Origin of the sequence: Halobacillus litoralis (assembly GCF_004101865.1) — a bacterium.
Lineage (GTDB): Bacteria > Bacillota > Bacilli > Bacillales > Halobacillaceae > Halobacillus > Halobacillus litoralis_A.
The window spans coordinates 511723-534818 of record NZ_CP026118.1; the positions used below are offsets into that span (position 1 = coordinate 511723).

The 23096-nt window shown below is 44.3% G+C and carries 20 protein-coding genes; 5 read left to right on the top strand and 15 right to left on the bottom strand.

Annotation, left to right across the window (positions count from 1 at the left end; genetic code table 11):
* Positions 1-142: 142 nt before the first annotated feature.
* Complete coding sequence (locus HLI_RS02605; RefSeq protein ID WP_128522943.1) at positions 143-1156, bottom strand: cytochrome d ubiquinol oxidase subunit II; 1014 nt, start codon at positions 1154-1156, stop codon at positions 143-145.
* Entirely contained in the window at positions 1153-2517 is a 1365-nt protein-coding gene (locus HLI_RS02610) for a cytochrome ubiquinol oxidase subunit I (RefSeq protein ID WP_128522944.1), read from the bottom strand. The genes HLI_RS02605 and HLI_RS02610 overlap by 4 nt, the downstream gene beginning before the upstream one ends.
* Positions 2518-3214: 697 nt before the next feature.
* On the opposite strand from HLI_RS02610, the gene HLI_RS21395 reads away from it, so the two are divergent.
* Positions 3215-3364: a hypothetical protein gene (locus HLI_RS21395; RefSeq protein ID WP_164908452.1), complete on the top strand. Its 150-nt coding sequence runs from the start codon at positions 3215-3217 to the stop codon at positions 3362-3364.
* A 46-nt stretch (positions 3365-3410) separates the two neighbouring features.
* Here the strand turns inward: HLI_RS21395 and HLI_RS02615 are convergent, their stop codons facing one another.
* The 4 genes from HLI_RS02615 to HLI_RS02630 all read right to left on the bottom strand — a co-directional run bounded on the left by HLI_RS02615 (position 3411) and on the right by HLI_RS02630 (position 8383).
* Positions 3411-5243, bottom strand: coding sequence for an ABC transporter ATP-binding protein (locus HLI_RS02615; RefSeq protein WP_241655922.1), 1833 nt, complete (start codon positions 5241-5243; stop codon positions 3411-3413).
* A gap of 13 nt (positions 5244-5256) precedes the next feature.
* A complete protein-coding gene (locus HLI_RS02620; protein WP_128522945.1) occupies positions 5257-7014 on the bottom strand; it encodes an ABC transporter ATP-binding protein in 1758 nt (585 codons plus the stop codon).
* A gap of 283 nt (positions 7015-7297) precedes the next feature.
* The gene (locus HLI_RS02625; protein ID WP_128522946.1) at positions 7298-7750 is read right to left on the bottom strand and encodes a redoxin domain-containing protein; all 453 of its coding nucleotides are present in this window, start codon (positions 7748-7750) and stop codon (positions 7298-7300) included.
* Between the two features lie 90 nt (positions 7751-7840).
* The gene (locus HLI_RS02630) at positions 7841-8383 is read right to left on the bottom strand and encodes a peroxiredoxin (protein ID WP_128522947.1); all 543 of its coding nucleotides are present in this window, start codon (positions 8381-8383) and stop codon (positions 7841-7843) included.
* A 314-nt stretch (positions 8384-8697) separates the two neighbouring features.
* Between HLI_RS02630 and HLI_RS02635 the strand changes: the two genes are divergently transcribed.
* Positions 8698-9537 (top strand): mechanosensitive ion channel family protein, encoded by an 840-nt coding sequence (locus tag HLI_RS02635; RefSeq protein ID WP_128522948.1) that lies wholly within the window; start codon positions 8698-8700, stop codon positions 9535-9537.
* 128 nt (positions 9538-9665) lie between these two features.
* Here HLI_RS02635 and HLI_RS02640 read toward each other — a convergent pair whose 3' ends face one another.
* The 5 genes from HLI_RS02640 to cbpB form a co-directional block, all read right to left on the bottom strand.
* A complete protein-coding gene (locus tag HLI_RS02640; protein WP_128522949.1) occupies positions 9666-10955 on the bottom strand; it encodes a hemolysin family protein in 1290 nt (429 codons plus the stop codon).
* A gap of 353 nt (positions 10956-11308) precedes the next feature.
* Positions 11309-12424 carry an N-acetyldiaminopimelate deacetylase gene (locus tag HLI_RS02645; RefSeq protein ID WP_128522950.1) on the bottom strand — a complete coding sequence of 372 codons (1116 nt, stop codon included), beginning with the start codon at positions 12422-12424 and terminating at the stop codon, positions 11309-11311.
* 284 nt (positions 12425-12708) lie between these two features.
* Positions 12709-13428 carry a 2,3,4,5-tetrahydropyridine-2,6-dicarboxylate N-acetyltransferase gene (dapD, locus tag HLI_RS02650; RefSeq protein WP_128522951.1) on the bottom strand — a complete coding sequence of 240 codons (720 nt, stop codon included), beginning with the start codon at positions 13426-13428 and terminating at the stop codon, positions 12709-12711.
* Between the two features lie 62 nt (positions 13429-13490).
* Positions 13491-14963, bottom strand: coding sequence for an MDR family MFS transporter (locus HLI_RS02655; RefSeq protein ID WP_128522952.1), 1473 nt, complete (start codon positions 14961-14963; stop codon positions 13491-13493).
* 65 nt (positions 14964-15028) lie between these two features.
* Positions 15029-15496 carry a cyclic-di-AMP-binding protein CbpB gene (gene cbpB / locus HLI_RS02660; protein WP_128522953.1) on the bottom strand — a complete coding sequence of 156 codons (468 nt, stop codon included), beginning with the start codon at positions 15494-15496 and terminating at the stop codon, positions 15029-15031.
* A gap of 257 nt (positions 15497-15753) precedes the next feature.
* On the opposite strand from cbpB, the gene trhA reads away from it, so the two are divergent.
* Entirely contained in the window at positions 15754-16392 is a 639-nt protein-coding gene (trhA, locus tag HLI_RS02665) for a PAQR family membrane homeostasis protein TrhA (protein ID WP_128526796.1), read from the top strand.
* Between the two features lie 789 nt (positions 16393-17181).
* Here trhA and HLI_RS02670 read toward each other — a convergent pair.
* From HLI_RS02670 to HLI_RS02680, 3 genes are read right to left on the bottom strand one after another with little or no spacing between them, the layout of a single operon-like run.
* On the bottom strand, positions 17182-17382 hold the full coding sequence (locus HLI_RS02670) for a cation transporter (RefSeq protein ID WP_128522954.1): 201 nt from the start codon (positions 17380-17382) through the stop codon (positions 17182-17184).
* Between the two features lie 23 nt (positions 17383-17405).
* Positions 17406-19811, bottom strand: a complete 2406-nt coding sequence (locus HLI_RS02675) for a heavy metal translocating P-type ATPase (protein WP_128522955.1) — start codon at positions 19809-19811, stop codon at positions 17406-17408.
* A gap of 13 nt (positions 19812-19824) precedes the next feature.
* Complete coding sequence (locus HLI_RS02680; protein ID WP_128522956.1) at positions 19825-20142, bottom strand: metal-sensing transcriptional repressor; 318 nt, start codon at positions 20140-20142, stop codon at positions 19825-19827.
* 151 nt (positions 20143-20293) lie between these two features.
* Between HLI_RS02680 and HLI_RS02685 the strand changes: the two genes are divergently transcribed.
* A complete protein-coding gene (locus tag HLI_RS02685) occupies positions 20294-20950 on the top strand; it encodes a DUF4396 domain-containing protein (RefSeq protein ID WP_128522957.1) in 657 nt (218 codons plus the stop codon).
* A 351-nt stretch (positions 20951-21301) separates the two neighbouring features.
* Here HLI_RS02685 and fadH read toward each other — a convergent pair whose 3' ends face one another.
* Positions 21302-22069, bottom strand: a complete 768-nt coding sequence (gene fadH, locus HLI_RS02690; protein WP_128522958.1) for a 2,4-dienoyl-CoA reductase — start codon at positions 22067-22069, stop codon at positions 21302-21304.
* Between the two features lie 141 nt (positions 22070-22210).
* On the opposite strand from fadH, the gene HLI_RS02695 reads away from it, so the two are divergent.
* Positions 22211-23071 carry a metallophosphoesterase gene (locus HLI_RS02695; RefSeq protein ID WP_128522959.1) on the top strand — a complete coding sequence of 287 codons (861 nt, stop codon included), beginning with the start codon at positions 22211-22213 and terminating at the stop codon, positions 23069-23071.
* Positions 23072-23096: the final 25 nt, after the last annotated feature.

A 23096-nucleotide genomic window follows, 5' to 3' on the forward strand; every position in this document is an offset into this window, starting at 1 on the left:
TATCAAACGAATACTAAAGCTCATGGATGATTTCCTCGGAATAAAGAAGCCGAGTTGAACGATAAAATCGTCCTACTCGGCTTTTTTCTTTGATGCATAACTCAGAAAGTTGCAGTTCTTGTAGCCTCGCGTAATGCCTGCTCTATTTTTTCCCTTTCACATAATCCGCATCAAAGAGGAACATGCGCATCAACAGAATCAAGGATGGAATCAAAAGCAGTAAACCGGCGATGAAAACGATGATCAGTGCGACGGCCATCGCTTCGTTCGTCACCCCGCTCGTAAGCGTTACATAGGGTTTTAATAGATACGGCAGGTGTGACGCTCCATAACCGAAGAAGGCGACAAAGAACTGCATCATCACAGCAATGAAAGCCCATCCGTAATATTTCCCTGTATAGACGAGAAAGACAGCGATCATGAAGAAGCCGACGGAAATTCCGAATACCCACCATAGCTCGATGGCGCGTTGGAAATGATCCATATTTTGCTGGCTTAAAGCGATGAACGTCGTCAAACTGGCAATAATCGTTGGTGAACTCCAGAACAACGCATATTTCCGAACGATTTCAAGAGCTGGTTCATCTCCTGCCCGATCGGCGTAATAAGTGAGAAACATGGAACTTATATAAAGTACCGAGACTATCGCGAGAAAGACAACACTCCAGGAATAGGGGCTCGTTAATAATTCTCCGAATAACAACTGTACTCCATTGGCTGTTTCTTCAATATATCCGCCTTCTGAAATCGTCAGCGCAGTCGATAATGAAGCAGGAATCAGAAGTCCTGTCGCTCCATAGAGGAACATGTAAAAATGGTTATTCTTCGATCCATAGTTTTCAAACGCATAAAAGGAACCACGGATGGCAAGGAGTACGATTGCAATACTACCTGGAATGAGTAAAGCTTGACCAAAATAGTAAGCCATATCCGGAAAGAAACCGATCAATCCGACGAAGAAGAAGACGAAGAAGACATTCGTCACTTCCCACACCGGTGATAAATATCTGGAGATCAGCTGGTTGATCAAGTGATCTTTCTTGGTGAGTTTTGCATAATAGGCGAAAAAACCAGCACCGAAATCTACAGAGGCTACAATCAAATATCCATAAAGGAATAACCAAAGCACTGTAATTCCAATCAATTCATAACTCATGTGCGCTCATCCTCCTTAGTTGCAGTGGCTGTATGAGGATAACGGTGTTCCAGTTCAAGCTCAGCCGGTTTGTTTTTGAATATCTTTCTAAGGGCGATAATACATCCGATTGCCAGGACTACATAGAGCGCAGCAAATAATACGAACATTTCAAACACATAAGGAGATGTAGTCGCTCCTTCTGCTACAGTCATGAAACCCCTTAAGATCCATGGTTGACGTCCGACTTCAGCGAAAACCCAACCGAACTCGACGGCAAGCATGGATAACGGACCTGCCAAAGCTATAGCCCATAATAAAATCGGGTGGAATGGGTTCCATTTCTTCACCTTCCAGAACAATAGGAAGAGAAATGAAATGCCCAGTAAATAAAAACCGATGCTGACCATTAAATCAAACATATAGTGAATCCAAAGTGGCGGTTGTTCATCAACCGGTGTTTCGTCAAGTCCCTCAACTTCTGCGTTAAAGTCTCCGTGTGCAAGGAAGCTCAGTGCATTCGGAATCCGTATGGCGTTTTCCACTTGATTATTTTCGTTCAACGTACCGAAAACAACAAGGTCTGCGGCCTCTTCTGTTTCAAAGTGCCACTCTCCAGCGGCCAATTTCTCAGGTTGGTGCTCAGCTAAGAATTTCGCTGACATATCACCGGCGACAGCAGTCAAAATAGCAAACAGGAACATCATCGAAACCGTAAGCTTCAATGCTTTCTTATGGTATGATGTTCCTTTTTTCATCAAAATGATGAAGGCAGCGATTCCAGCCAGGATCGCCGCTGCTGTCAAATAGGATGAAGAGATGACATGAAAGACTTTTGTCGGTGTAGCCGGATTGAACATCGCTTTCAGAGGATCGACAGACGTAAACCGACCTCCTTCAAGGTCGAACCCTTGTGGTGTGTTCATGAATGAATTCACTGTCGTAATGAAAAAGGCCGACATCGTGCCTCCGATCACGACAGGAATTGAGAGCAGCCAATGATAGATCGGCTTTTTGAACCGGTCCCAAGTATAAAGGTAAATACCTAAAAAGATCGCTTCAAAAAAGAAGGCGAAAGTTTCCATGAACAATGGCAGTGCAATCACATTCCCTGCGATTCGCATGAAACTCGGCCAAATCAGAGAAAGCTGCAAACCGATCGCCGTCCCTGTCACAACCCCGACGGCAACCGTTATGGTGTACCCGCGTGTCCAGCGCCTGGCTAGTAATGTATAGTGTGAATCCTTTTTCTTAATTCCTATTAATTCAGCGGTAGAAACCAGAACCGGCACGCCTACGCCGATAGTGGCAAATATCGCGTGGAAGATCAGCGTCATGGCCGTGAGCGCTCGGCTCATCGTGACCGTATCAAATTCAAACATCTTTCTCCCCCTAACTAAAAAATGGTCATAACCAGTCGTTCAATAATAGTATAAAACTTATAAATGGCTTATGGGCACATCGTTGTTGACGATTTTGTGACATCCTTCACAAACTTTTATTTGATATTTATTTTATATAAATAAGCTTACTTTGTCGACCATTCTGCCTATCACCAATTCTGTACCCTTTTTCTCTTTTCCTTTAACAATATGTCTTTATGAGTTTTCATGTAAGTATTAGGGCCGGGGTTTCTACTTTGCTGCTCCTAATCGACTCTGTGGCTTCAGTATTGATGAAATAAACGATAGGAATATACCAACAGAAAGCACTCCCTCCTTCCCTCGTACAAAATATAAGCTGCTTAACTGGCACGTGACTGGATTTGGACACCCCATCCCCCAGATTGTTTTTATTACCAATCATATTTATCAAAACCTAAAAGTAAAAAACACCGAGGTACCGAGGCTCACTGAATATCTATGAAAGATAGAATAAAAAAAGTGGTATGGGTGGACCTTGATTTCCTACAGCTTTTCGTACGACTCAAATTCATGGATAGTTGACAGTCTATCAGCGAATCCCTCATTTTTATGTAGTATTTACTTTGTACAAGTAAAAAGAGTGATTTTCTTTTATAAATAAAAGAAAATCACTCTTTTTAGATGGGCTCGTTGATTCCACAATGTGCGTTCGGGGGTGACGCCTGCGGGAACAGCACGAGCCGAAGATCCACTTGGTCAAGTGATCTTCTTGACCAAGTTAGCTGAGGCCGTGCCCGTGGCAACCATCCACCGACAAGCGATTCGTGAGAAGCAACAACGAACTTTAACAGTTCCTCTAGATTGAAAGAGTTTTATAGTGGACTCGGGGGACCGGTGCCTTTTCGTCATTTCTAAATCGCATCAAGCATTTGAAATTGAGATTTGACTAATTCATAATATTCACCTTGTTGGTCCATTAATTCATCATGAGAACCCTGCTCGAGGATGCGGCCATTTTCTAATACGAAAATGTTATCTGCTTCCCGAATGGTCGAAAGGCGGTGGGCAATCATAATCGCTGTCCGGCCCTTCAACAGTTTCTGTAATGCTTTCTGGATTTTGAGTTCTGTTTCTGTATCAATACTTGCGGTTGCCTCATCCAGGATAAGAATTCGCGGATTGGCAAGCAAAGCGCGAGCGAAGGACAGCAGTTGTCGTTCACCTGCTGACAAAATGTTCCCCCGTTCCTCGACTTCTGTTTCATAGCCATTATTCAACCGCTGAATGAAATCATCCGCTCCTACAACTTTAGCTGCCTCTATGACATCTTCATCGGAAGCATCGGGGCGGCCGAAACGGATATTTTCCATAATCGTACCTGAGAAAATGAAAGTATCCTGAAGTACGACACTGATTTGCTGACGTACACTATCTATCGTGGCATCTTGCAGGTCGACACCGTCAATTTTCACAGATCCTTTGGTAGGGTCATAAAAACGGCTGATCAAGTTTGCGATCGTCGATTTTCCTGAGCCCGTATGACCGACAAGAGCAACTGTTTCCCCTTGTTTCATCTCCAGATTGATGTCGTGAAGGGCGATTCGCTTATCATCGTAAGCGAACTGCACATGATCGAACTCGATATGTCCCTTCATATCTTTCAAATGCTTGGCGTCGTCCTTCTCTTTCACATTCGGTTGCTCATCAAGAAATTCGAAAATGCGTTCAGACGCCGCCATCGCCATGAGGAGCTGGTTATACATCATTCCAAGTCTTGAAATCGGCTCCCAGAACATGCCGAGAAAGAAGGCGAATGATACAAATGTACCAGTTGTAATATCACCTTGTATAATCATATAGGCACCAAAAGCAACAAGTATCACGGTACCAACCGCATTACTCATCTCAACGAATGGCCGGAACATCGCACTCTTCCGTGTCGCTCTATTCCAGGATTGGAAGGTATCTGTGTTCACTCCATCAAAATACTCTGTGTTCTCTTTCTCTTGAGAAAATGATTGTGTGATGCGGATCCCTTGCAGACTTTCATTCAAATGTGAATTCAAGCGGGACTGTTGGATTCTGACATCCTGCCAGGATCTGCGGATATTTCGTCGCAGTTTGGTAGAAATGTAGAACATGATCGGCATGATGATCAAAATCGCCAGCGCCAGTTTCGGGCTGAGCGCAAACAATATTACGATAATTCCTGTCAGCATGACGACATCCATCAACAAATTGATGATTCCATTCGTAAACAACTCTTGCAGTGAATTGATATCGTTCATGATCCGGACGAGAATCGAACCGGCCGATTTAGAATCAAAAAATCGATGGGATAACCTTTGCACGTGTGAAAACAAATGCTGTCTTAAATCATAGATGACATTTTGACCAAGAATGTTTACATACTTGATCCTGAGTGCATTTCCTATATAACTCAGTAAATATAAAACGGCAATACCGATAACCAGTTGAATCAAGAGATTCGCATTGGCATCTGCAATAGCGACATCAATGGCCACTTTACCAATCAAAATCGGCACGACGAGGCGGACGATTGTCGAAACGAGCATGGCAATGATAGAGATCGGCAGCAATTTTTTAGCGTAAGGTTTAATATATGTCAGCAGACGCCACATTTGTGACCAGTTGAATGATTTTTCTACTGCCTGGTCTTGGGTGTACTTGAAACGGTTCAAGTGTTTATTCGTTTCTGGTTTATGCTTCGGTTTTTTAGCCACGGTCACCCCTCCTTCAGGAAACACTCGACGTGTTAATGATTTTCTCTTTATCTTGATACTGGATATCGTAGATTCTTTGATATGGCCCGCCATTATTGAGCAACTCGTCATGGACGCCCCGCTCCTTAACAGCTCCATCCTCAAGGACTAATATTTCATCAGCATGTTTCAAGGAAGAAATACGGTGCGCAATGATAAAGGTCGTGCGCCCTTTCATTACATCTTGGAGTGCTTTTTGAATTTTGAACTCTGTTTCCATATCAACTGCTGATGTCGCATCATCAAGAACCAAAATGGCAGGGTCGATCAGAATCGCGCGGGCAATCGCAATCCGTTGTTTCTGACCACCCGAAAGGCCCATGCCGCGTTCTCCCAGCAACGTATCATACCCCTCAGGCATTTCCATAATGAAGTCATGCGCTTGTGCCCGTTTGGCAGCATCCATCACGTCATCAAGGTCCGCATCAGGGTTTCCGTAGGCAATGTTTTCCTTTATTGATGTGGAAAATAAGAATGATTCTTGTAAAACAAAGCCGATATTTTTCCTTAGTGTTTTGAGACCATAATTCTGGACTGGCTCCCCGTCCACGAGTACTTCCCCTTGTTCAGGCTCATAGAAACGAGTGATCAACTGGGTGATACTCGTTTTCCCGGCACCTGTAGCTCCGATCAAGCCTATCGTTTTTCCAGGCGGTGCATCAAAAGTGATGTTTTTAAGTGCAGAATCATCGTCTTCGACGTACGTCAGTGTCACATCTTCAAAGGATACGTGCCCTTGCAGACGATCTGTGACGATCGCGTCTTCTTTTTCAGTGATTTCTTCATCAGCTTCTAAAATTTCCAACAGCCGTTCTCCTGATGCCTTAGCCTGTGAAAACAAGTTGATGACGAAACCTAAGTTCATCAATGGACCGAGAATGTACCAAACAAGGCTGAAGAACGCGACAAGTTCGCCTAGTTGCAGGGCGTTATTCATGACCAAATATCCGCCGTATGCCAGTAAAGCGACAACCGAGACATTTCCGATGAATTCCATCAAAGGAAAGTACTTCGACCAAATGTTTGAAGTCGTAATGAATTTGGTCCGGTAATCGTCGCTTCTATTGGAAAAGCGGCCGATCTCAAAATCCTCGCGGGACAATGATTTGACTGTATTCATCCCACTGATATTTTCCTGGACTCTTGTATTCAGTTTACCGAAAGATTTACGGATTTTTCTGAATGCCGGGTGCACTTTCCGATCGAAACGATAGACGACAATTGCCAAAAATGGCATAGCTGCCATAGTAACGAGTGCAAGTGGAACCGAAAAGTAGAACATGACACTCAAACTGATGACGATCAACAAAACGATACGGACCAGTTCTGAGAATCCCATTGAAAGAAAGAAGCGGAACCCTTCTACATCGGCAGTCAACCGGGACATCAAGTCTCCCGTCTTAGCATTGTCATAATAGCGGAAAGGAAGACGCTGCAGCTTTTGATAAAGTGCATCCCTTAGTGTATAAACGGAGCGAATACCAAAAAAATCACCTAAATACTGATGGAAGTATGTAGCGATTCCCTTAATGATCATTAGGATAATAAATGCTGCACAAAGATATGGAATAAGGTTGTATCTTTCCTGGCCCACTACATCATCAATGGTGATTTTCAGAATGATTGGATAGGCTACAGTGATTCCAGTCACGAACAAAAGTGAAAAAAGCGACCAGAAGAAAAACTTCCTATATGGCCAATAAAATTCCTTTAATTTTTTAAATGTATCCATAGGTGTCCCTCCTTTTAAGAATTTCAACGTAACTATAAATATATCGGGTATCGAAATAAATTTCCACCCATTTGTAAAAATTTTTTAAATTTTCCGACCTGAAGTGGATATGATTTCGTTCTTCAGACCGAAGTCTTAGCTTCACATCATCCTGCGAATCTAAAACGTCGGAAAGGCTGGGGGATGGAGCTGGAGGATTTATAGGGTAAAGCGTCTTGATCACCCGCTGCAAGATAAAAAAGCAGCCCTTCCATTTCTATGGGGGCTGCTGACATCCTATACTTTATTTTTGATTGACGCCTAATACACGGTTCACGCGTTTGCGAAGCATTTTCATGCCTCCGCCGCCCGCTTGGAAGTGACGCAAATTACCTTCTTCATCAAATACATAATAAGCAGGAACGTATTGATTTTCGAAAGCGTCAGTCAACGCATGTTGATTGTCTACATAAATCGGCTGCGTAATGCCGTGCTCTTCAGCAACTTCCTTGATTTGTTCCAGGTCCAAGTCCTTCTCTGAACGTGGCATGTGCACGGCAATGACATTTAAATCGTCACTGTATTCATCGCGAAATTCATTGACATTCGGCATTGCTTCTTTACAGAGGCCACAGCTGACAGACCAGAAATGGATCAATGTCGGTTTGCCTCCAACCAAATCTTCTTTAGATAATGGTTCACTATTCAACCACTCTGTAGCTTCTGGTAATTCTGGTATCGGTGTGCGTAAACGCATTGTTAACATCCTCCTTACGTGCTGTTAAATAAGAAAGAAAAGGGTCTAACAAATAAATGTTAGACCCTAATTCTCTAATGTTACGGAAACTTATAGGGTTTCTTGACCTGGTTTCCAGTTTGCCGGGCAGAGCCCACCAGTTTGAAGAGCTTGTAGGACACGAAGCGTTTCATCAACGTCGCGACCGATATTGTTATGGTTAACAACCTGGTATTGCAGCTCTCCCTCAGGGCTGATGATAAATAGACCACGAAGGGCTACACCTTCTTCTTCAAGAAGGACACCATAGTCACGGGACACTTGATGATTCGTGTCTGCTGCCAAGGAATATTGTAAATCTCCAAGACCATTTTCATCACGAGATGTATTGATCCATGCCAGGTGTGTGTGGATAGTATCTGTAGACACGCCCACAACTTCTGCATCCAGATCTTCAAACTCGTCGAAACGGTCAGAAAGCGCTGTAATTTCTGTTGGACATACAAAGGTAAAGTCCATTGGATAAAAATAGAGAACCGTCCATTTGTCATTTTTCATGTTTTCTTCAAGTGATACTTTACCAAATTCTTTGTTTGGAAGCACCGCATCCATTTCAAATCGTGGTGCCTGCTTAGCTACCATACGTTCTGCCATTAGAATCCCTCCGAAATATATTACTCTTTTTTCTACACAATTGTCAGTATAACGAAAAGTTTATTTATAGTCAATTTTAAGTAATAATTATTTTAATCTACTGACAAAAGGAATGGACATCCGCCTATCGCTATTCTTAACCTTCACTTTTTTATTAAACACAAACTCTTCAGGAAAGTAAAATTATTTGCCCTGCTAGTGTATCTCGACAAAATTCATTGCATTTCAACCTACTAATCGTTGAAACTTCCCTATCATTTCAGCTATCCTATTATAGTAAGAGAATGGACTGTAAGAAAGGAGTCACACCTATCATGAACTTATTTGAAGAAGGATTTAAATTCAATCCGACAGTAGTCGTCGAATGGTTGATTACTGGCGGCTTAAAGGTTCTCGTCTTATTAATCGCTTTTGCCATTATTAAGCCGATTGGCAGTAAAGCAATTGAAGCGGCCATCAACCGGATGAGCACACAGCGAAAAATATCAGAAAGGCGAAACCAAACTCTCCAGAAGCTTACTGTAAACATTTTCTCCTATGTCCTATTTTTTATACTTGTCATGATGCTATTGAGCACAGTAGGTATAGAAATCGGCCCACTTCTTGCCGGGGCTGGAATTGTCGGCCTTGCCATCGGATTTGGTGCACAGGGACTTGTTTCTGATATCGTTACAGGTTTCTTCCTGTTGCTGGAGCGGCAAATTGAAGTCGATGATTATGTTACAGCAGGCGGCTATGATGGTGTCGTTGAGGAAGTCGGCATACGTACAACGAAAGTACGCAGCTTTGACGGTACGCTCAACTTCATTCCCAACCGGAACATTGCCGGGGTAGCCAACCATTCCCGTGGCAACATGCGTGCACTCGTCGACATCGGCATCGGGTATGATGAAAACATCGACCAGGCGATGGATGTCCTGCATAAGGTAGCTGAAGACTTCGCTGAAGATGAACGCTTCAAGGAAGGTCCAAGTGTCCTTGGCGTACAAAGTCTCGGTTCCTCTGACGTTGTCATCCGTATTTTAGGTAAAACGGAAAACATGCAGCAATGGGCTGTGGAGCGTGACTTAAGAAAAGCTATGAAAGAAGCACTTGATGCAGCTGGAATCGAAATTCCTTATCCACACCAGGTTTTTGTACAAAAAGAGTCTTAAGTCAATGCAGGGTCCGTCTATAGTGCATGGACATTGAAGATGAAAAGGAGGACTTCCAAATGTGGGAGTCCCCCTTTTTTAGTTTGAATGAAAGGATACGAGCCCATCTTCTCTAAACGGTGTCTTGACTATTCGACCTCTTTCCAAACTTCTACTTTTTTGATCTGACCTTTGACCATATCAACTATTTTGAAATGATGATCTTCTTCTGTCACCAATGTCCCTTCTTTTGCTTCATAATCTTTTGTGTAAAGCCAGCCTGATATGGTATCAATTTCATGATGATTCAACTGAATATCAAAATAGTCATTGACATCCTGGATAGCTGTCTTTCCTTCTAAAAGGAAGTGGCCATTTTTCAAACGTTTAATGTCCCGCTCCTCTTCCGAGTCAAATTCGTCCCTGATCTCACCGACGATCTCCTCCAGAATATCCTCAACGGTCACCATACCCGCTGTACCCCCGTATTCATCAATTAATATGGCTAAGTGTGTATGCTCTTTCTGCATTTTCACAAGCAAATCCTGGATAGGTACATTTTCAAATACTTTCATGACAGGGCGGAGGAATGGACGCAGGCTTCCCTGATTTTCAGCATCGTCATAGAGCAATTCCTTCATATGAATGACTCCGACCACCTGGTCTTTATCTCCTTCGACAATCGGGTACCTTGTATACCGGTTGTGTTTGACTTCCCGTATGGCGTTAGTCACTGATTGATGGACATCGATGACTGCCATTTCTGTTCTCGGAATCATGATTTCTTTCGCAGTCCTATTATCAAACTCGAATATCCTATCCACATACGTATATTCAGATCGGTTAATTTCGCCTTTTTGATAACTTTTCGTCAGAATGTGGCGTAACTCGTCTTCGGAATGGACTTCATCCGCTTCTCTAGCGGTCTGAAAACCGAACATCCGCACCAAAATATTAGCAGAACCGTTCAACAGCCAAATCAATGGATACATAAGCTTGCTATATAACATCAATGGTTTAGCAAGCAACAAAGTGATGCCCTCAGCCTTCTGAATGGCCATCGTTTTTGGAGCCAGTTCACCGAGAACCACATGTAAAAAGGTGATGATAAAGAAGGCGATTGCAAAGGATATCGTATGTGTCACTCCTTCGGGAAGCGCAACCTGATCCAGCAACGGTCTTAAAAGGACCTCAAGTGTCGGCTCCCCTAACCAGCCTAGACCAAGAGCTGTGATTGTAATACCCAGTTGGCACGCGGACAAATAATAATCCAGATCATTCAGCACTGTCATAGCATTATTCGCTTTCGAATCCCCTTCGGAAGCCCTCGATTCCAGTCTCGTCTTCCTGACCTTGACAATGGCGAACTCGCTGGCGACGAAAAAAGCTGTCAAAATGATCAGGAGAGCCACAGCGAAAAGTTTGATTGTTGTTTCCATCAAAGACAACCCCTTCAATTATGTAAATGCCAGGCCAGAACTCCCCGGCGCAGCCAGGAAAATCAGGGAAGTACATGTCTACTTCATGGCACACCTGGTCTGCTGTTCTCCCATCTGCCCCAAAGCCAGCGGACATTGGATCCCACACCATCACGGTCTTATCCTGATATGGCACAACAAATAAGCTTGCGGCACCCATCCTGGTTATTCAATTTGTTGAACATAATAGCTTTCGCTTGAAGTGCAGCGTAGGTATTTAAAGTCAGCTTCGATCCCTATTTTCTTCATTCCCAACACCCTCAGATTACATCCATGGGATAGTGTTTGCAGGAATCTCGATCATATACCCCTGTTCAGAGTTCGCGCAACGTCTGTTCCACAATATCCACGCCGACGACAAGGGCCTTTTCATCTGGCTTTAATGTTGATTGATGCAATCCCGCTTCGGAATCAACCCCAAGCCAAAACATGAAACCAGGGATTTCCCTAAGCATATACCCGAAGTCCTCTCCTGTCATCGCCATCTTCGCCTCTTGAAAATTGTATGGTGTCCTTTCCATGATTCTTTTAAAAAGCTGGACATGTGTCTCTTCATTGAACACTTGATGATAATTCGAACCATAGTCAATGGCGATTTCGCAATCATCGGCGATTTCAAACCCTTTTGCAATCTTTTCTATTTCCATCTTCACTTTATCCATTGCATCAGGAGAAAGGCTACGCACTGTCCCTTCTAGCCTGGCATTTTGAGAAATGATGTTCTGCACAGTACCCGCTTCTATTTTCCCTACAGTGATAACAGCACTGTCGAGCGGGTCGACTCTGCGCGCTACGATTTGCTGCAAGTGCGTAACGAATGAACTTGCCGTCACAACCATATCATGTGTCAAATGAGGAAAAGCTGCATGCCCGCCGACACCTGTAAAATCGATGAACAATTCGCTCGTATTGGCAAAGAGCAAACCCGGTTTTGATGAAACCGTACCAACGGGTAAGTCTGGCGCAATATGAAGACCGAAAATGACATCCGGGCGGAAATGCTCCATCATTTCAGACTCCAGCATAGGTTCTGCTCCACCTGGCCCTTCTTCTGCCGGTTGGAAAATAAACACAACATCATCATCTGCCGGATCCGCAGCTAAACGCGTCAGCGCGCCCAGTGCGATCGTCATGTGAAAATCATGCCCGCAAGCGTGCATCCGCCCTTCATGTGTCGAAGAAAAAGGAAAACCCGTTTCTTCTTTTAATGGCAGTCCGTCGATATCTGCGCGATATCCCACAGTCTTGTCCCCGTTCTCTCCTTTCACACGAACAAAAATCCCTGTTTTCCATGTCTCTACAGTCAAAGATTCCTGAGGCAATGCTGCGATATAGTCTAATAGATATTGTTGTGTTTTGAATTCCTCAAAACCAAGTTCAGGGATTTTGTGCAAATCCCGTCTGATGGATGTCAATCTTTCCTGCTGCATCATGATTCCTCCTTAGAAGAAGGGCCTTGCTGTCTGCAGCAAGGCCCTTTCGGCTATTATTCCCGTTTCGTACGTTTCTTTTAATGGTGCTATTTATTGAAACCGCCACTTCAAGCGTTTGCTTATGCTTGTCGGAGCTTTCAAGGCGCATACGCTTTTCATTTTGATCCAGCTTCTGCGCCTAGCTCCTCGGGGTCATAAGCAAGCCCCTTGCTGTGGCATAAAACCGCCACTTCAAGCGTTTGCTTATGCCTGTCGGAGCTTTCGAGGCGCATACGCTTTTCTTAATTATCCAATTTTCGTAATTCTTGTTTGATTTCTGTTTTTGATTTTGTTTGGTCGTCGATTTTTTTGATCACTTTCGCTGGGGTTCCTGCTACCAGGGTGTTCGCTGGTACGTCTGCTGTGACGATGGAGCCTGCAGCGACTACAGATCCTTCGCCGACAGTCACGCCTTCCAATACGACCGCATTCGCTCCGATTACGACCCCGTCTTCAATCACGACTGGGCTGGCAGAAGGCGGTTCAATCACACCGGCTAATACGGCACCAGCACCTATGTGGCAGTTCTTCCCTACAGTTGCGCGGCCACCAAGGACGACGTTCATATCAATCATCGTCCCTTCGCCGACAACAGAACCGATATTGATCATTGCACCTAGCATAATGACCGCGCCATCTCCGATTTCAACCTGATCACGGATGATTGCACCTGGTTCAATGCGGGCATTCACTTTCTTCAAATCAAGCAAAGGAATCGCTGAATTACGACGGTCATTCTCAAGCACGTAATCATCGATCTCGTTCTGATATTTTTCTAAAAGAGGCTGAATCACTTTCCACTCTCCGAAGATCACACCAGAATTTTCGGATAAGAAATCTTGTACTTGTTCACCGAAATCAAGGTTCTCCAAGTTTTCCCCTTTGAGATAAACTTTGACCGGGGTCGATTTTTCACTATTTGAAATAAATGAAATGATTTCATTTGCGTCCATTTGCTTCATTGCGTTCTCCTCCTTTATGTATATCTTTCCTCCTTTACTTTATCAAAGCAAGGATAGGTTTATCAATCTTCTTTTTTAGGAAGTTGCAGAATTAGCAGAAAACTCAGGACAGCTAAAGAGAATAATCCAATATAGACAAGCTGCAAGCCACTGGTGAGGCCGTTTTGAAGCACCTGCAATTCTTGCGGACCTAATGCCTGCCTGCTTTCTGCTCTTAACAGGGCATTGGTGGAGTCGACATCAAAAGATGCTGGAAGGCTTGAGTTTTCGATTGCTCTTGCGATTCGACTATTGAGGAGGCCTCCGAGCAAAGCCGCTCCGATGGCACTACCAATTGTACGCATGAACATATTCGTCGCCGTTGCGATGCCACGTTTTTTCCATGTCACACTATTCTGGATGGAAACGATGAAAGATGTCGTCGAAAGTCCCATGCCGATACCGATGAACAACGAACCGAGAGCCGCAAACCAAGGTCCTTTTTCCGGAGTCAATATAGAAAAAAGACCACTTCCGATCATGAGGGAAATCCCACCTGACAATGCAGTCGGCCGAAAGCCGATTTTCAAAATAAGACGGCCGGCTACCGTTGCTGCAATGGGCCAGCCGATCGACATCGTTGTAAGTGTAAAGCCAGCCACTGTCGCAGATTCCTCCATCACCCCTTGTACAAAAGCGGGCAAATAACTGCTCACACCAATCAAGATCATCCCTGTGGTTAAAGATGTCAAATTAGCAAATCGGATGGAACGGATATTCCATAAGTCCATCGGCATCATTGGATCAGCTGCCTGACGCTCATGGAAAAAGAAGATGATCGCCCCTGCCAAGCTGACTGTGATCATTGAAGCCATTGTCCAGGATGCCCAAGGGATACCGACACCACCTTCGACAAGAATGATCATCATGGTACTTACCGTTGTGACTACCCATAAAGAACCAGCAATATCGACAGAGCGTTTTTCCTTGGATACGTCCTCTTTGAAAAAAAGGAGAATACCCGTTAAGGCTAGCAGTCCTAAGGGAACATTCATCCAGAAGACATAAGGCCAGCTCAGAACATCTACGAAAAAACCGCCTAATGCCGGACCAGTCACTGCAGAAATTCCCCACACACTTGATAAATAACCTTGTATTTTCGCTCGTTCTTCCTTTGTATATAAATCACCGACAATCGTCGTTGCAATAGGCATGAGAGCCCCGGCGCCGAGCCCCTGGATGAGCCTTGCGCCAATCAATACTTCCATCGATGGAGCTAAAGCGCATAGCATTGCACCTGCCAGGAACAAGCTGATTCCAATCATGAAAATCGGCTTCCGCCCGAACACATCTGACAACCTGCCGAACATTAATACAGTTGCAGCATTTGTCAATAAGTACGCAGAAAAAACCCAGCTATACAGGCTGAATCCACCTAAGTCAGAGACGATACTCGGCATGGCTGTCGAAACGATTGTCGCTTCAATAGCTGCCAAAAACATGGCGAGCATGATTGAGCCTAACACAAGCCAACGTCTGTGTTTGTATGATTGCATATGTATGTTCACCTTCAATACAAAAATAGATGACACCTTAGAGATGCCATCTATTCTACATAATATTATAGAGTCGTTTCAGTCATTGTATGTTTTAACGTTTCGTGATAGTGCTTACTGAACTGTTTAAGAATTGTACGACGTGTCACAATGCCGTCAAACTCACCTTCAGGGTTCGTCACGCAAACAAAGGGATAATCAATCAACTTGTGCATCGCATCAATCATGTTGTCATCCAACTGTAGACAAGGAACTTCATTGTCCATCACTTCACTGACTGTAATCTCTGATAAACGATTTAATTCAAACTCCTCGATACCTAACGTTTCTTCCAAAATTTTCGTCTTGCTTATGACACCCTGGAATTTAAATCTGGGATCAAGAACTGGCACTGCTGAATAACCTGACTTAACAAGGACTAACAGAGCATGTTCCAATGGATTACCGACTTGCACATGGGCTACTTTCTCCGAAGGGATCATAAGTTCTGAAACGAGAGGAATCCTTAATGCTTCTTTTTCTAAACTTACCATTTTCATGTTCACTCCTTTTTCCAAACACATCTGAAGGAACAGAAAGAGACGCTATTTGGAAACACTACTTATTCTATCATACATTTTCAGGAATCTCGAATCGCATTTCCCGACATTTCTCTCTCTGGCGCTCTCAGACGAAATACTTATACCCCCGTTCCAGTGCAACCCAAACCATTAATTTGCACTTAACTTTATAATTATTCTGCAGGGGCGTATAATGAACGTATCAGTAAGTATTGGGGTTGAAAAAATTGATGACACACACCTTCTCGAAGCGCGAGGAAATAGCCAATGCCATCACTCATGGGATCGGGGCCATCCTCAGTATCGCCATGCTTGTCCTGCTTATCGTTTTCGCCAGTTTCGGTGGAAACGCATGGCACATTACAAGCGTGACAATCTACGGAATTACGATGCTGGTACTCTATGTTTCTTCGACACTCGTCCATAGTTTTCCTGCCGGGAAGGCGAAAGACCTCTTCGAAATCTTCGACCATTCGGCGATTTACTTGTTCATTGCAGGAACCTATACACCTATTCTGCTGGTTCCATTACGCGGCACCCTTGGTTGGACGCTTTTCGGAACAGTTTGGGGCATAGCTGTCCTAGGTATCCTCTTCAAAATGTTTTTCGTTAAGAAATTCGTCGTCATGTCCACCGTTTTTTATGTATTAATGGGCTGGTTGATCGTGCTTGCATGGGGACCTTTGACAGCACAGGTACCTGCAGCCGGTATCACTTATCTCGTCGTTGGGGGAGTCATGTATTCCATCGGGGCGATCTTTTATGTCTGGCGCAGCTTCAAGTACCATCATATGGTTTGGCACTTGTTCGTGCTTGGCGGTTCAATTCTCCATTTTTTCTCCATCTTCTTTTATATTGTCGGGTATTGACCCTTATAATTAGTCAGCTCGAGATCTCGAGAGTCTCAATTGAATCGAAAAAGCCGTCCTGAAATTATTCAGGACGGCTTTTTTCTGCTCCTTGCTATTGGTACCCCCGTCATTGGATTCAATGGCAGGTTTGTAGAATGCGATGTGACCATGTGGCTGGCTTTTGTTTAGCCTCTGTTAAATTTTAGTGTTGATTTTTGATATAAGCTCCCTTTTGTGTAAGACTCAGTTTCGAGACTTTAGTGGGAGTTTAGGGGCTGCGGGAAAAGGTTCGCGTTCCATGGGGCGGGCGCTGAGCCTCCTCGGACTTAAAGTCCTGTGGGGTCTCAGCTGTCCCGCACATCCCATAGGAGTCTCACCGTTTCCCTCCGCCCCTTTACCATATGGGGTTCTCGAAACGACTTCTGGAATAAGCATCTATGAGCTTAAGGGAAGTAGAGGATTGACAATTCCAAGGAAGGTATTCTGATCAAGAGAGCTTGATATAAAGCATTTTACGACTATAACACAAGGATAGAGAAGACAATCCCCCTGAGTAAGGGGGTTCGTTTCTCACATATATCAGAATGGGTTGGTGGGGAAGCTGCGAGACTCCCGTGGGAGAAGGAGATAGGCGAGATCCCGCAGGGCGATAGTCCCGAGGAAGCTCGCCAGGTCCCCCACAGGAAAGCGAGTAGCTTCCTCACCAACCCTGAAGCTCAACATGGCAACGAACCTTGATTATCTCGAAATCGTCTATTCAAGAATCCTGCCACATGAAAAATTAACAACTTTTAACAAAGCCTTTGTTCAAATGACATCATAGCCCTGTTCTTCTACAACTTCTCTCATCTCCACTTTATTCGCCGTTTCTGAGTGAGTAACTTCTACTTTTCCTGTTTCCAAATCGACATCGACTTGTTCGACACCATCCACTTCTTTCAATGCCCCATTGACAGCACTCTTACAATGTTCACAAGTCATTCCTTCTACATTCAAAACCGTCTTCATGAAAAACTTCCTTTCCTTTTTCTTTATATTTTCGCTCTCTTCAAACGTAGCGAGTTCGTGACGACACTTACAGAACTGAAGGCCATCGCGGCGCCTGCAACCCAAGGTGCGAGTAAACCGATGGCAGCTACCGGGATTCCGGCGGTGTTATAAGCAAGTGCCCAGAACAAGTTTTGACGGATATTCTGCATTGTTTTACGGCTTAAACCGATCGCCTTGCTTAAATGGGCTAAGTCGCCGCCGACTAAGGTAATATCTGCCGTTTCGATGGCCACATCTGACCCTGTTCCAATCGCAATACCTATATCAGCTGTAGCCAGGGACGGGGCATCATTGATTCCATCTCCGACCATGGCGACTTTCTGGCCTTGTTTTTGTAACTCCTTTACTTTTTCCGCTTTTTCTTCAGGTAACACTTCTGCAAATACACCATCAATGCCTACTTGGCTGGCAATTGCTTCTGCGGTCCGTTTATTATCACCAGTGACCATGAAAACTTGTAAGCCAAGATCTTTCAAATGACGAATGGCTTGCTTGGATGTTTCTTTCACTGTATCCGCAACAGCTATATACCCTTCAAGCTGACCTTCAACAGCTATATACATCGCTGTTTTTCCTTCTTCTTCAAGCCCTGAGATGACTTCTTCATAATCTTCCCAGGTGATTTTTTCACGGTCCATCAATTTTCTTGTGCCGATATCTATACGTTTTCCATCTATAGCTGCTTTAATGCCATACCCTGGAATTGCTTCAAAATCAGTGGTCCCTTCCACCTGAACACCCTGGCTGTCTCCGTACTGCACAATCGCTTCTGCTAAAGGGTGCTCAGAAGGATTCTCGGCAGCTACTACCTTAGCAAGGAGCTCTTTTTCCTGCCCGTTTACCGCAACGAAATCCGTCACTTCGGGTTTTCCTTTCGTCACAGTTCCCGTTTTGTCTAATAGTATCGTCGTCAATCGATGGGTGCCTTCTAAATATTCGCCGCCTTTGAATAAAATCCCCTGCTCTGCTCCTTTGCCTGTACCGACCATAATCGATGTCGGAGTAGCGAGACCGAGGGCACAAGGACAAGCGATGACAAGAACCGCAATTGCTGCCTCAAGTGCAGGGGGCAGCTCACCTGGTGCCACAAAGATATACCAGATAAGAAATGTCACCACCGCGATCCCTACCACAATAGGAACAAATATTCCTGAAATAGTATCAGCAGTCCGCTGGATCGGTGCTTTGGAACCTTGCGCCTCTTCAACGATTTTCACAATTCCGGAAAGTGCGGTATCTTTGCCGACGCGTTCTGCTTCCATCCGAATGGTTCCGTTCTTATTAAGGGTAGCACCAATGACCGGCTCGCCTGCTTGTTTCTCTACCGGAATCGATTCACCTGTGATCATTGATTCATCCACAGAGGTTTTTCCGCTTAAAATCGAACCGTCAACAGGGATTTTCTCTCCTGGTTTGACGAGAATTTCATCACCGACTTGCACCTGGTCGACAGGTATTTCCTCTTCTTTGCCCTCTCGTATGACAGTTGCTTCTTTAGCCTGTAAATTCAATAACTTCGTCAACGCCGCGGTCGTCCGGCCTTTCGCCAGCGCTTCAAAAAGCTTACCGACAAGAATCAAGGTGATCAGTACAGCACTCGTTTCAAAATACAACTCGGGCATAATTTCAGGATTCAGCTTCCACCGAATCGCTTCCACCACACTGTAAAAATATGCCGCCGATGTACCGAGGGCCACGAGCACATCCATATTGGCACTTTTATTAGATAATGCCCGATAAGCTCCATTATAAAAAGAAGCACCAATATAAAATTGGACAGGTGTCGCTAAAATGAACTGAAACCATGGGTTCATCAACAGGTCCGGCACAGGAACACCGATATCCCACGGCAAGTGCGCAAACATTGTATAAAGGAGCGGAAGAGACAGAATGGCAGACAACCATAGTTTCCGCTTCTTCTTAGATAGCTCCTCTTCTTTTTGTTCTTTCTGTTCCTCACGATCTTGTTTGGTCACCGCTTCGTACCCTAACTTTTTCACTTTACCGATGATATCTTCCACACTTAACTTTTCGGGATCGTATTCCACTACTCCGGCTTCTGTTGCCAGGTTTACGGTCGCCTGGCCAACACCATCCGTTTTATTCAATACCTTTTGAATGCGGCTTGAGCATGCCGAACAAGTCATGCCTTGGATGTCCAACTCCACTCGTTCTTTTTGCACCCCATACCCAAGCTTTTCGATTCTGGTCTTAATATGCTCAGGATCGACAAGATGCTCATCGTAACGGACATTAGCCTTCTCCATCGCCAGGTTCACATTGGCTTCGACGCCCTCCATTTTGTTCAACACCTTTTCAATACGAGTGGAACATGCGGAGCACGTCATACCGGTAATACCGACATTCATGTTCTTTAGTTCTGACACTATCAAAACCTCCTTACTTGGAGAATTGCTGTACAACTTTCATCAGCTCATCAATCGCCTCTTCGCCTTCTCCCTTTTTAATCGCATCTGCAACACAATGATGGGTATGGCGTTCTAATAACGAATAACCTACTTTATTCAAAGCATTGTTAATGGCGGAGATTTGGACAAGAATATCTACACAATACCGATCGTTTTCCACCATCTTTTGTATCCCTCTCACTTGACCTTCTATACGTTTCAACCGGTTCAGCACAGCTTGCTTCTCATCTTCTGTTCTTGGCTGTACAGGCTGCTTACCACTGTTTTCAGGTAATGTTTCATTGCTCATCGTCATCTTCCTTTCTAATTAGAATATACCGGGTATAGGTATTTAAATCAACAAAAATGCTTGATGATTAAACAAAAATCATGTAGTTTATCATTTTACATATATGGGGTATAGATTAATAAATAGTGAAATTATTAGTTGAGGTGATAGCATGTTAGTTCTTATATCCTGGATTGCCCTGACGATTGGTTTTTTATCTTCTCTTATCATTATTGTGGATATCAGCCGACATCCTCAAATGATGAAGGTTATGAATTTCGTCTGGCCGATCAATGGATGGTTTTTCGGCCCCATCGCCCTTTGGACCTATTTTAAATGGGGGAGATTAAAAGCGGAAAACCTATCGAATGAAGATCATCGTGGAAGACCTGCTAAAGTTTTCGTTTCGACAAGTCACTGTTCAGCAGGGTGTACATTCGGAGATGCCGTCGGGGTTCCAATTGTAGCACTGACGGGCTTAATGATTGCAGGTTCGACTCTCTTCGCCCATTATACCGTCGAATTCATCCTTGCTTATATATTCGGTATCATTTTTCAGTTTTATGCGATTTACCCGATGAACAAGGATCTTGGCGTTAGAAGATCGATATGGGCAGCGGTAAAAGCAGATTCAATTTCGCTCATAGCCTTTGAAGTAGGAATGTTCGGTTGGATGGCCATCGTCCATTTTGTATTGTTCCAAGAACCACCAAAACCAAACGAACCCACCTACTGGTTCATGATGCAAATAGCCATGCTGTTAGGATTCATCACAAGCTACCCCGCCAACTGGATCCTTGTGAGAAAAGGGATAAAAGAAGAAATGTGAATTCAAAAGCGCAAGCGCCTCGAACAGCCTCGACAAGCTTAAGAACATTAGGCCTGTGGAGCGGTTTTCTTCACAGTAAAGGTATAGAGGAAGTTCGGCTAAAATCACAACATCCTGTTGCAACGCCGAACGACCCCACATCGTGTGGGGCCAAGACCTCGAGAGGCTAGGCGCTGGAGCGGGACGATGCAAAAGCGCAAGCGGATCCGGTTCGAATAAGACAGTATTTTTAAATACAATGAAAAGAAGCAGAGATCCCTCAAAAAGGGTTCCTGCTTCTTTTATTTATTCCTCCACTCCAACAATCTGGTACTATCAATTTCTACGCTGGAAACTCCTATGGCTTATCAATCAAAAGGGAAACTGGTTCAACCACTGTCCGCCGTCCAGTGTCACCACTTCACCATTCATATAGGAAGCTTCATCGGATAGAATGAACTTAGCAAGACCAGCAATTTCCTCAGGTGTGCCCAAGCGCCCTAGTGGAACGGAAGCCAGTGTACGCTTGGCGGCTTTCTCAGATTCGAACAGTTTGTCTGCTCCTCCTGTCCGTTCAATCGGACCAGGTGCAATCGCATTGGCCCGAATACCATATTTAGCACCCCACTCCACTGCCAATGTCCGGGTCATAGCCAGCACCCCTGCCTTCGCTGAAGCGGAATGAATGACTCCCGCTCCGGCATTCCAGGCATAAGTAGCTACCATATTCAAAATCGATCCTTTGATCTTGTTTTCAATCCAATAGTTTCCGACTGCCTGGCTGCAATAAAAGGTTCCGTTTAAAACAATATTGATGACAGAGTTCCAGCCATTCGTTGACAATTTTTCAGCTGGAGCTATGAAGTTTCCTGCTGCATTGTTCACTAAATGGTCGATGCGCCCGAATGCTTCCACTGTCTCTTTTACCATCCGCTCAGCATCTTCCACTTTGCGTACATCCATTTGAATAGGCAGTACAAAATCTTCTTTGCCGCCTGCAATCTGCTTTTTCGCCTCTTCTAACCGCTCAATATTCCTTCCAGTAATAGCCACTTTCGCCCCTTCTGCTACAAAGCGTTTGGCCATATAGAGTCCCATACCACTGGAACCACCTGTAACGATCACCACTTGATTCTCCATATGTAATTCCTCCTCTTCTCTTTGTTACATTCCACATCCACAAAATGAATTCCTGTTCATTTTTAAAAGTAGTGTTAAATTCCGACATTTTGCTTAAAAAATTCATGATATAATTACGTGAGAATTCGGAGGAGAGCTGTTATGAAAATAACCCGTCGCAAATTCATCAAGCAAACATTGGCGAGTGTAGCTGGAATCCTCGGATTCAGCGCATTCGGGTACTCTTATGCGCGCTATTTCGAACCGCATATGCTCACAGTTCAAAACTATACGATCGAAAATGAAAAGATCTCCCAAAACTTTCATAACCTCAAAATCCTACAATTTTCTGATACCCATATCGGGTTCCACTACAACCTTTCCCAACTCGAAGAACTTGTCGAGACCATCAATGAGCAAAAACCAGGTTTGATCCTTTTTACCGGGGACCTCGTTGATGAACCACATACGTATGATTTTCCTCCGCAGCTGCCGAAGATACTGCAGCGGCTGGACGCACCACTCGGAAAGTTTTGGATTTACGGAAACCACGACCATGGCGGCTATGGCACTGATAAAATTCGTGAAGTGATGGAACAGGCAGGATTTGAATTGTTACAAAATCAACACACAGTGATTCGAAATGGGACAGAATCTTTCACCTTAGTAGGCATCGATGATGTGATGCTTGGCAGACCTGACATTAAGAAAACGCTGAGTCGTGTCGGGGGGAATCCTTTTACAATCTTAATGGTTCATGAACCCGACGTCGCTTCAGAGTATCAGCACTACCCGATTGATGTGCAGCTATCCGGCCATAGCCATGGCGGACAAATACAGCTCCCCTTTTTCGGTTATTTAGTCACCCCTCCATATGCTGAACGATTCGTCGAAGGCTATTATCACTTAAACCAGGGACTTCATCTCTATGTGAGTCGTGGGATTGGAACCACACGTCTTCCCTATCGATTTTTATGTAAGCCGGAAATTTCAGTTTTTCAATTAAAAATGAAGGAATCCTGAGAGAACGCCAACATTTTTGTGACAG

Bases quoted from the DNA above. Each gene is read 5' to 3' on its own strand.
- HLI_RS02670 (WP_128522954.1), bottom strand. From the start codon at position 17,382: ATGAAGACGGTTTTGAATGTAGAAGGAATGACTTGTGAACATTGTAAG.
- HLI_RS02605 (WP_128522943.1), bottom strand. From the start codon at position 1,156: ATGAGTTATGAATTGATTGGAATTACAGTGCTTTGGTTATTCCTTTAT.
- HLI_RS02695 (WP_128522959.1), top strand. From the start codon at position 22,211: ATGAAAATAACCCGTCGCAAATTCATCAAGCAAACATTGGCGAGTGTA.
- cbpB (WP_128522953.1), bottom strand. From the start codon at position 15,496: ATGGTAAGTTTAGAAAAAGAAGCATTAAGGATTCCTCTCGTTTCAGAA.
- HLI_RS02685 (WP_128522957.1), top strand. From the start codon at position 20,294: ATGTTAGTTCTTATATCCTGGATTGCCCTGACGATTGGTTTTTTATCT.
- fadH (WP_128522958.1), bottom strand. From the start codon at position 22,069: ATGGAGAATCAAGTGGTGATCGTTACAGGTGGTTCCAGTGGTATGGGA.
- HLI_RS02640 (WP_128522949.1), bottom strand. From the start codon at position 10,955: ATGGAAACAACAATCAAACTTTTCGCTGTGGCTCTCCTGATCATTTTG.
- dapD (WP_128522951.1), bottom strand. From the start codon at position 13,428: ATGAAGCAAATGGACGCAAATGAAATCATTTCATTTATTTCAAATAGT.
- HLI_RS02635 (WP_128522948.1), top strand. From the start codon at position 8,698: ATGAACTTATTTGAAGAAGGATTTAAATTCAATCCGACAGTAGTCGTC.
- HLI_RS02610 (WP_128522944.1), bottom strand. From the start codon at position 2,517: ATGTTTGAATTTGATACGGTCACGATGAGCCGAGCGCTCACGGCCATG.
- trhA (WP_128526796.1), top strand. From the start codon at position 15,754: ATGACACACACCTTCTCGAAGCGCGAGGAAATAGCCAATGCCATCACT.
- HLI_RS02680 (WP_128522956.1), bottom strand. From the start codon at position 20,142: ATGAGCAATGAAACATTACCTGAAAACAGTGGTAAGCAGCCTGTACAG.
- HLI_RS02645 (WP_128522950.1), bottom strand. From the start codon at position 12,424: ATGCAGCAGGAAAGATTGACATCCATCAGACGGGATTTGCACAAAATC.
- HLI_RS02630 (WP_128522947.1), bottom strand. From the start codon at position 8,383: ATGGCAGAACGTATGGTAGCTAAGCAGGCACCACGATTTGAAATGGAT.
- HLI_RS02625 (WP_128522946.1), bottom strand. From the start codon at position 7,750: ATGCGTTTACGCACACCGATACCAGAATTACCAGAAGCTACAGAGTGG.
- HLI_RS02655 (WP_128522952.1), bottom strand. From the start codon at position 14,963: ATGCAATCATACAAACACAGACGTTGGCTTGTGTTAGGCTCAATCATG.
- HLI_RS02620 (WP_128522945.1), bottom strand. From the start codon at position 7,014: ATGGATACATTTAAAAAATTAAAGGAATTTTATTGGCCATATAGGAAG.